The organism is Arthrobacter sp. ok909, assembly GCF_900104405.1.
GTDB classification, from domain to species: domain Bacteria; phylum Actinomycetota; class Actinomycetes; order Actinomycetales; family Micrococcaceae; genus Arthrobacter; species Arthrobacter humicola.
This window is the reverse complement of record NZ_FNJS01000065.1, coordinates 1-7698: the sequence shown is the minus strand read 5'-3', so window position 1 is coordinate 7698 and position 7698 is coordinate 1. Positions and strand designations below refer to the sequence as shown.

Below are 7698 nucleotides of genomic sequence, written 5' to 3'. Positions count from 1 at the left end.
TTTTGGCGCGATGCCGCAGCCGGTGTCTTGGTCGTGGCCGCTCGGTAGCTTCCGTTCTGAGTGGCGTGCCCGGCAGGGGCGGGGCCGTGGACTGGTAGGTGTGGCCGGTGGGGGTGGTGAGCTGGATCGTGTGTCTGGGGCCGGGCCGGGGCTGGGCGTTCCAGCCGGGGGTTTCTTTGGTGTGGTTGCAGGCTTCGCAGAGTCCGGCGCCGTTGGTGCGCGTGGTGTCTCCGCCGTGGTGCCAGGGGATGATGTGGTCCAGGTGCCGGATCGGGGCGTCGCAGTAGGGGGTGCGGCAGGTGTCGTCGCGGGTTTGGATGAAGCGGCGGAGTCCGGTGGGGAAGATCCGGGACCGGGAGTCCATCCCGATGAGGTCCCCGGTGCCGGGGCGGGTGTAGAGGCGGCGGAGCCAGATGTCCGGGGCTGGGTTCTCGTCCGGTAGCAGGATCTTGCGGGCCCATCCGGCGGGGACGGTGCCGTAGCCGGGGAGGCGGGCGGGTTCGGAATCGGCTTGGAGGAGGGTGCGGTCGGTCATGATGAGTTGGAGTTCGATGCCGGCGATCCCGCCGGGGGTGCCGGTGGTGCGTTCGACGAGGGTGTCGGCCATGGCCTGGCCGCGGGTGCGGGGGTCGCCCGTGGCGCGGAGGGTCTCGGCGTGCCGGGTCAGGGCGTTATAGACCGCCACGCCCTGGCGGACGGGGAGCAGGGCGGTGAGGCAGGTCATGGTGTCCGGGGCCGGGCGGAGGCTGACGTGCCGGTCGGTGGCGGCGTGCGAGGCGCGGTCGGTGACGGTGCGCGGGTCGCGCCGGTAGGCGGCGGTGCGGGCCGCGGCGATCAGGCGCCGGTCCCCGGCCCCGGCGAGGGCGCCGGTGTCGGCGGCTAATTCCTCGTCGACCCCGGCCCGGTCGGCGGCGGTCAGGCAGGCGGTTTCGCGCACGAGGAGGGTGGCGCGCCATTCGTTGAGGTTCCCGGTTTCCAGGGCGGTGAGGGTGTGCGGCATTTCGGTCACGAGGGCTGTGGCCAGGCCCAGGAGCCGGCTGCCTTTGGCGGGGGATTCGCTTCGGGCCAGGGCGATCTGCGCGCCGACACCGGCGCCGAGTTTTTCGGCCGGGACGCCCGCGGCGGCCTGCTCGCGGCGTTGCAGTGCATCGAAAGCCACGGCGTGCCGGGCCTGCCGGGCTGCCATGGCGGACTTCAGGTTCTCCAGGTCCCGGATCTCGTCTATCAGGGCGGCGGCACTGCCCGGGGCCGGAAGGACGGCCAGGATCCGGGCCAGGTCAGCGACCGTCACGGCACGTGCCGGTGCCGGGTCTGCCGGCCCCGTCTCGGGCCCCTGGTTGCCGTCCATGAATCCAGTCTCCCTGTCGGGTACGACAAAATAGGGGGCCGGTCGAACTGACAGACGGCAAGCCCTGAGCCTGGCCGCCGCAACACGACCCGCACCGGAATCCGCCGCACCGCGATCCGAGGCGCTGTAACTGTCAGCGCCGCGAGGTGTGGCCGGAACCATGTCGGGCCCGTGCTTGCCGTCCATGCTTCAAGCCTCTCTCGGGGGTGCGACAAAATAGCCGGCCGAGCGGCCTGACAAGCGGCAAGCTCGCTGAGCGGCCCTTAGTTGCGGCACACTGTGGAGTTGGAGGCTGATCGCGAACAGCATCGACCCCGGGGGTGTTGCGGTGTCGACGCCGCCACCGCCGAGGTTTAAGACGCGCAGGCCGGTACCGCGGTCGCCCGATCGATGAGCCGTCTCATATGTCAAGGGATACGAGACTGAGGGATGATATCGCTTCGTGGCTGGTGCATTCTTGCCCTGCGACCTTAATCGACGGTCAGTCGGTTTCGTTCAGCTTGGCCGACTCGTCTCGCTATGCGCGGGCACTTCCCGTTGTCGCAGTGCGGGCGGCAATGGCGAGGGTGAAGGCTGTTGCGAGCCCGAGTGTCGTCCAGGCGTAAATTTCCCAGCCGGGGAGGCTAGTGGTGGCAAGCCAGCGGATGGCGTAGTTGGTGGTTGCGCCCACGGGAAAGGTAAACACCCAAAATAATTGCGTAAAGGGAAGCTTGCGGTACTCGGGGAGGAGCATGACCTGCAGTAGCGCCATGATTCCCAGCACACCTGTGAGCCCAAGTTGCGCGGCCCCCATTGGACCGGGGTGTGACACCATCCAAGCGATGTTGGCCGTTGCAGGCGCAGCCAGGTATGCGGATAGTCCGGTTTTGGCTGCTGGCGCCAGCGCACCTCCGGTCATGAGCCGGACGGTGACGACAGTTCCAACGACAAGCCAAAAGAACATGCCGGCGCCAAATGTGGCTATGGCGGCATCATGGGCGTGGATGCTTGAGAATCCGATGCTGGCGACGAAGGATCCGGCGACGACAGGCAGCAGGTAGCCAGGGTGGATGGACTGCATCGATAGCCCGCCGGTGACCCAGTGGGCGAGGAGTTGTGCGGCGACGATGGCCAGCGCGGCGATGAACGCGCTACACAGCCAGGCACCCCAGGGCGGCAGGTACTGGCTGTAGTGGGAGGAAAGCAGGATCCCGATGAGTGGAATAAAGGATGCGAAAGGCCCTGCCGCCTCGTGCTTGAGGTCAGAACGGAATGTTCCTTTCCGCCGAAGGCCGCGGAACACGTAAGTGACGGTCAGGACCAGCCACAGGGCGGTGGCTGTTCCGTAGAGAATTTCTTCCGGCCACACCGGGGATCCGAGAGCCCCCCTGGCAGCGGACCAGCCGCCGCCGAGACCGGCAAGCCCCAGCGGTACGCCGAACCGGCTCAACTCATGCATCCCTGGCTCGGCGTTCAGAGGCTCAGCAGGTTCGTGAGCGGCAGGTGCCTGGGCAACAGTGGTGGCACTAGGTGTCATCGTGTCAGCGCTTCCGGTTGGTGGGGAAAGACGAGGAGTGTGCTTGTGGCGGTGGCGAGGAGTTCACCGTCGGCGGTGCTGAGGCGGCCCTCGGTGAAAATCAGCCGCGAACCAGCTTTCACCACTGACCCCTCTGCGCGAAGGGTGCCCTTCCTGAGCGTGACGGGCCTCAGGTACTTCACCGCCAGGTCGATGGAGGTGTAGCCGAGACCTGCTGCCAAGGTGGTATGAGCTGCGCAGCCGAGGGCCGTGTCAAGGAGAGTGCAGGCCAGGCCGCCGTGCACCATTCCAAGGGGGTTGTAGTGGGCTTCACTTGGACGACACTCGAATTCGACATGCCCATGTGCAGCTTCGACGAGATCGAACTTCATCAGGGACGCGATCGGCGGCGGCGCTATGCTGCCCTCGCGGAGGCCGGAAAAGTAGTCCATACCCGACAGCCGTGGCAGCTGTTCGAGCGCGATTGCCGGGTCCACCCAGGTGAAGGTCTCGGAGCGCTCTGCGGAGGTGTTGCTTGCCATGCATGTATCTCTCTGAGTTCTTAGGAGGTCTTCAGGCTTTGCCGGGGTCATGCCGGGCGTTGGCTGCCAGCCCCGGGTAAAGATCCAAGATCGCACCAGAGAGGCCAAGCTTCACGCCGGCAGTGATGTCATCCACGATGACCTCGTAATCTCCCTGCTCGAGCCCATCGAACGACTTCCGCACGACTTCCTCGGGGGCGATTTTTGGGGCATCCACACTTTCAGCCATGGCCGTGTCGATGTAGGCGACGTGCACGCCCGTGACGTGCGTGCCGTGGGGAGCCAGTTCCACCCGAAAGGAGTTGGTCGCCGACCACAGCGCGGCCTTTGATGCGCTGTAGGCGCCGGTGAGCGCGATCCAGCTGAGCGCCGAGTGGATGTTGAGGACCGCTGACGTCCCGCTGGCCGCGAGCACCGGCGCGAATGCCTTGGTCAGGGCGACCGGCCCGAAGAAATTGGTCTCCATCACGTTTCGGAATTCCTCGTCGGGCAGGGCAAGGAGTGTGTCCGATTCCACGGCAATGCCTGCGTTGTTAATCAGGACCGTGACGTCCGGAGCCTGCGCCACGGCGGCCCGGATCGAGGCAGGGTCGGTGACATTCAGAACGAGAGGGATGACGCGGGCATCGTGCCACTCCTGGGGACGCCTGGCTGTCGCGTACACCTTGGACGCGCCCCGGGCGAGGGCCTGTTCCACGAACTCGCGGCCCAGCCCTCCGTTCGCGCCGGTGACAAGGACGACGGCGCCAGACAGCTGTGGCATGGATTCTCCTGATCTCAGACAGGGCGGCGACGCGGTTGCCGCTGCCTTCGAAAGTAAGGTTAGCGGAGTCGGTTGGGTTTTCCAACTCACCTGTATACTTACAAAAAAGCACTGAAAGCAGGTAAGTCATGACACCAACGGATACAGCCAGAGATGCGCCCAGAGCATGTTTCATCGCAGCAGGGCTCGAGGTACTGGGGGAGCGGTGGGCGTTGCTGGCCCTTCGGGAGATGTCCTTGGATGTTCATCGGTTCGACCAGATAGCCCGTAATACAGGCGCATCACGCGACATCCTGACAAACCGGCTGCGGACACTGGAAAACCATGGCGTTATTGAGCGCGTCCAATATTCGGAGCACCCCCCGCGCTATGAGTACCACCTCACAACTTCCGGGGCCGAAGTTGCTCCCATCCTCATCTCACTCGCGGCGTGGAGCAGCACCTGGATGCGCGACGAGACACCCCGCGCCTCCTACCGGCACAGTTGCGGGGCCGACCTGCAACCGGTGCTGACCTGCGCGGAATGCGGCGAGGAATTCAGAGTGGGGAGTCTGATGCTGGGACCGCTGGTGTCAACGGCCGACGCCATCCCGGTCGACCAGTAACGACAAGCCGGAAGGGCGACGACGGGACATTCCGCGGTCGTCCTCTGCAGCGGCCGCACGAACTAAGGAATTTCAATAAGACAGTACATCAAGAGGAGATAAATGTCCGGCAATCCGGCAGCAGTGACACTGGAGATAGTTGACTTTGAAGACCCCAGAGCAGCCCGTCTGCGGGATCTGTTAACAGACGAGCTTCTTGCCCGATACGCTACCGAAGAAGAACCTCATCTTTCCGAAGCAGCGCAGAAAGCGCTCTCCGTACCACCGCAAGATTTCATCGCCAACGTCCTGGTACTTAATACCGTAGGTGAAGCCATAGGGCACGGCGCTCTCCGCCGGTTGAATGGGGAATGGGAGGTCAAGCGGGTCATTACGGACCCTGCGGCCCGAGGTACGGGCGCTGCGACCGTACTCATGGCTGAACTCGAGAGGATTGCCGCCAGTGCCGGCGCCCGCCGCGTTATCCTGCAAACCGGGGGTAAGCAGCCGGAGGCTGAAGCCTTTTACCGGAAACTTGGATACAGGCAGATACCCAATTATCCTCCCTACGAGGACGCCATCCCGTCGTCGATCTGCTTTGCAAAACAGCTTCAGCCTATGAAGGACCGGCTCCCGTCCGTTCTCGGCCAGGAATAGAGGTCCGGCCGTCGGCAGAAAGATCCATCTCTGACATGAGCGATTCGTTTCGCTCGAACCACGATAGTGGACCTTTCGTGAGCTACGGCGGCGGGGCAACGGCGCAACTATGGCGGCGGCAGGAGAGTGCTTCACTCCAGCTTGGCATGGCGCATGTAGTGGTAGACGGTTTCCCTAGGAATAGGACGAACCCATTCAGCCCGGCGCGCCTTAGCTCAGGCAGCTTTGGGCATCCCATGCAGGAAACCTCGGAAACAAGAACAAGTGGCTGCCCTATCCACCTAGGGTGTCTCGAAACCCTCCCGGGCGAGTTCAGGTGGGTTGTGAGACGCCCTGGCGCGTTTGGGGCACCTTGGGTTCTTGCGGTGATTGCAACACTTAGCGGATGGGTGTTGTCGTGGCGAGGTATTCAATTTACGTAAGACCGGATCTTCTGCAGCTGTTTTGGGCCGGGATGCAGGCCGGTGATTTCATCACCGATGCCGTTGTGCCGATCAACACGAGCAGACGGACCGGGCGCCGGGTCCTGGCCGAGGGCGGGGGGTGTCAGGCCACGCCGGGGCCGGGATCTGAAGGGCCGGTGTCGGACCTTCGCCCAGCGTGAAGAGATCGCGGTGCTGCGCGCCCAGGGAAGCTCCCTAAGGGTGATCGGCGCGGTGGTGGGCAGGTCGGCCTCGACTGTGTCCCGGGAGCTTCGGCGCAATTCGGTGGCCGGGTTGCCCTACCGGGCAACCTCGGCTCACGCGCTGGCGTATGAGCGGGCTTCGCGGCCGAAACCGTCGAAACTGCACACGAACACGGTGTTGCGTGCGAAGGTGGAAGAGGACCTGAAAAAGAAGTACTCACCGGAGCAGATCGCAGGACGGCTCCGGGTCGAGTTCCCCGATGAGCCGGAGATGCGGGTGTCACCCGAGACGATCTACCAGTCCCTCTACGTTCAGTCCCGCGGAGCTCTGAAACGTGATCTGGCCGCGTGTTTGCGCACCGGACGTGCGCTCAGGCAGCCCTGCAGGAAGGCCGGCCAGCGGAAGAACCGGATCCCCGGGATGATCAATATCTCCGAACGTCCTCCCGAGGTTCAGGACCGGGCCGTGCCAGCGCATTGGGAGGGGGACTTAATCATCGGCAAAGGCAACCAGTCCGCGATCGGGACCCTCGTGGAGAGAACCACCAGCTACACGATGCTCGTTCACCTGCCGGATGGATACAATGCAGAACAAATGCGTGACGCCCTGGCAGCCAAGATCAAGACGCTCCCCGAGGCGCTGAGGCATTCCCTGACCTGGGACCAGGGCATCGAAATGCAGGACTGGAAAACCGTGAAGGTAGACGCCGGCATCGACATCTACTTCTGCGATCCGCACTCACCCTGGCAGCGAGGCATCAACGAAAACACGAATGGCCTGCTGCGCCAGTACTTCCCCAAAGGCACCGACCTGAGCATCCACAGCGCGACAGACCTCGACTGGGTCGCCCAGGAACTCAACGACCGGCCACGTAAAAGACTAGAGTTCAGAAAACCGATCGAACTGATCGAAGGACTCCTGTTGCAATGACCGCTTGAATCCGCCGTTCGGCATACGGGCAGAGCTGCCTGCTGGTGCTTCAGCGTGGCACCACGTCCTTGAAAGGAATCATTTCGTGGTGCTGCTCGCGGAGGCGGAGCTAGTGTGCGGATAGACCGGTTTTCTCTCGTGGGTCGCGCAATTCGGTGCCGTTCAAGGGACCATCATCGGCGCCACACTTCGGAGCGGGGGCCACGGGGCGGCTGGTGGTGGATGCACTTCCCCGACCGTGCAGAGGAATCGCGCTCAGCGCCTCGTCTCGTATCTGGTCAGGACCACGCCGCCGGGAAACGTCCGCGTCTCCACCAGGTTCAGGTTCACCCAGCTGTCCAGCGAGGTGAAGAACGGAGTGCCGCCGCCCACCAGGACCGGATGGGTGGCTAGCGCGTATTCGTCGATCAGCCCGGCCCGCATGGCCGCCCCGGCGAGCGTTGCGCCGCCGACGCTCATCGGGGCGCCGTCCTCGGCCTTGAGCCGGGTGATCTCGGCGATCGCGTCCCCGGCGATCAGGCGGGTGTTCCAGTCGACCTTGTCGATCGTCGAGGAGAACACTACCTTTGGCGTGTCCCGCCAGTTTCGCGCGAATTCGATCTCCGCCGGGGTGGCGTTGGGCTGCTGGTCGCCGGTCGGCCAGTAAGAGCTCATGGTCTCCCAGAGCTTGCGGCCGTACAGGGACAGGCTGCTAGCCCGCTCCTGGTCGAGCCACCACTGGAACAGTTCGTCGCTGGGCCCGCCCCAGCCGAT

The 7698-nt window shown here is 64.3% G+C and carries 8 protein-coding genes and 1 pseudogene; 3 read left to right on the top strand and 6 right to left on the bottom strand.

The features are described 5' to 3' along the window. From BLR03_RS23670 to BLR03_RS23650, 5 genes and pseudogenes are all read right to left on the bottom strand, one after another. Positions 1–1348, bottom strand: a 1348-nt coding sequence (locus BLR03_RS23670; RefSeq protein WP_091256978.1) for an HNH endonuclease, incomplete at its 3' end; no start/stop codon positions are given. A 294-nt stretch (positions 1349–1642) separates the two neighbouring features. Then, a pseudogene (locus BLR03_RS25140) lies at positions 1643–1726 on the bottom strand (recombinase family protein); the annotation flags it as partial. A gap of 139 nt (positions 1727–1865) precedes the next feature. Continuing rightward, positions 1866–2786 carry an SLAC1 family transporter gene (locus BLR03_RS23660; protein WP_254788682.1) on the bottom strand — a complete coding sequence of 307 codons (921 nt, stop codon included), beginning with the start codon at positions 2784–2786 and terminating at the stop codon, positions 1866–1868. A gap of 74 nt (positions 2787–2860) precedes the next feature. Continuing rightward, on the bottom strand, positions 2861–3385 hold the full coding sequence (locus BLR03_RS23655; protein WP_091256976.1) for a PaaI family thioesterase: 525 nt from the start codon (positions 3383–3385) through the stop codon (positions 2861–2863). A 31-nt stretch (positions 3386–3416) separates the two neighbouring features. Next, entirely contained in the window at positions 3417–4148 is a 732-nt protein-coding gene (locus tag BLR03_RS23650) for an SDR family oxidoreductase (protein WP_091256975.1), read from the bottom strand. A gap of 128 nt (positions 4149–4276) precedes the next feature. Here BLR03_RS23650 and BLR03_RS23645 point away from each other — a divergent pair, with 128 nt between their 5' ends. From BLR03_RS23645 to BLR03_RS23635, 3 genes are all read left to right on the top strand, one after another. Continuing rightward, positions 4277–4753 carry a winged helix-turn-helix transcriptional regulator gene (locus tag BLR03_RS23645; protein ID WP_091256973.1) on the top strand — a complete coding sequence of 159 codons (477 nt, stop codon included), beginning with the start codon at positions 4277–4279 and terminating at the stop codon, positions 4751–4753. Between the two features lie 102 nt (positions 4754–4855). Continuing rightward, positions 4856–5389, top strand: a complete 534-nt coding sequence (locus BLR03_RS23640) for a GNAT family N-acetyltransferase (RefSeq protein ID WP_091256971.1) — start codon at positions 4856–4858, stop codon at positions 5387–5389. Between the two features lie 479 nt (positions 5390–5868). Continuing rightward, positions 5869–6945, top strand: coding sequence for an IS30 family transposase (locus BLR03_RS23635; protein ID WP_254788684.1), 1077 nt, complete (start codon positions 5869–5871; stop codon positions 6943–6945). 255 nt (positions 6946–7200) lie between these two features. Here BLR03_RS23635 and BLR03_RS23630 read toward each other — a convergent pair. Next, the coding region (locus tag BLR03_RS23630; protein WP_091256969.1) for a dihydrofolate reductase family protein at positions 7201–7698 on the bottom strand (498 nt) is incomplete at its 5' end.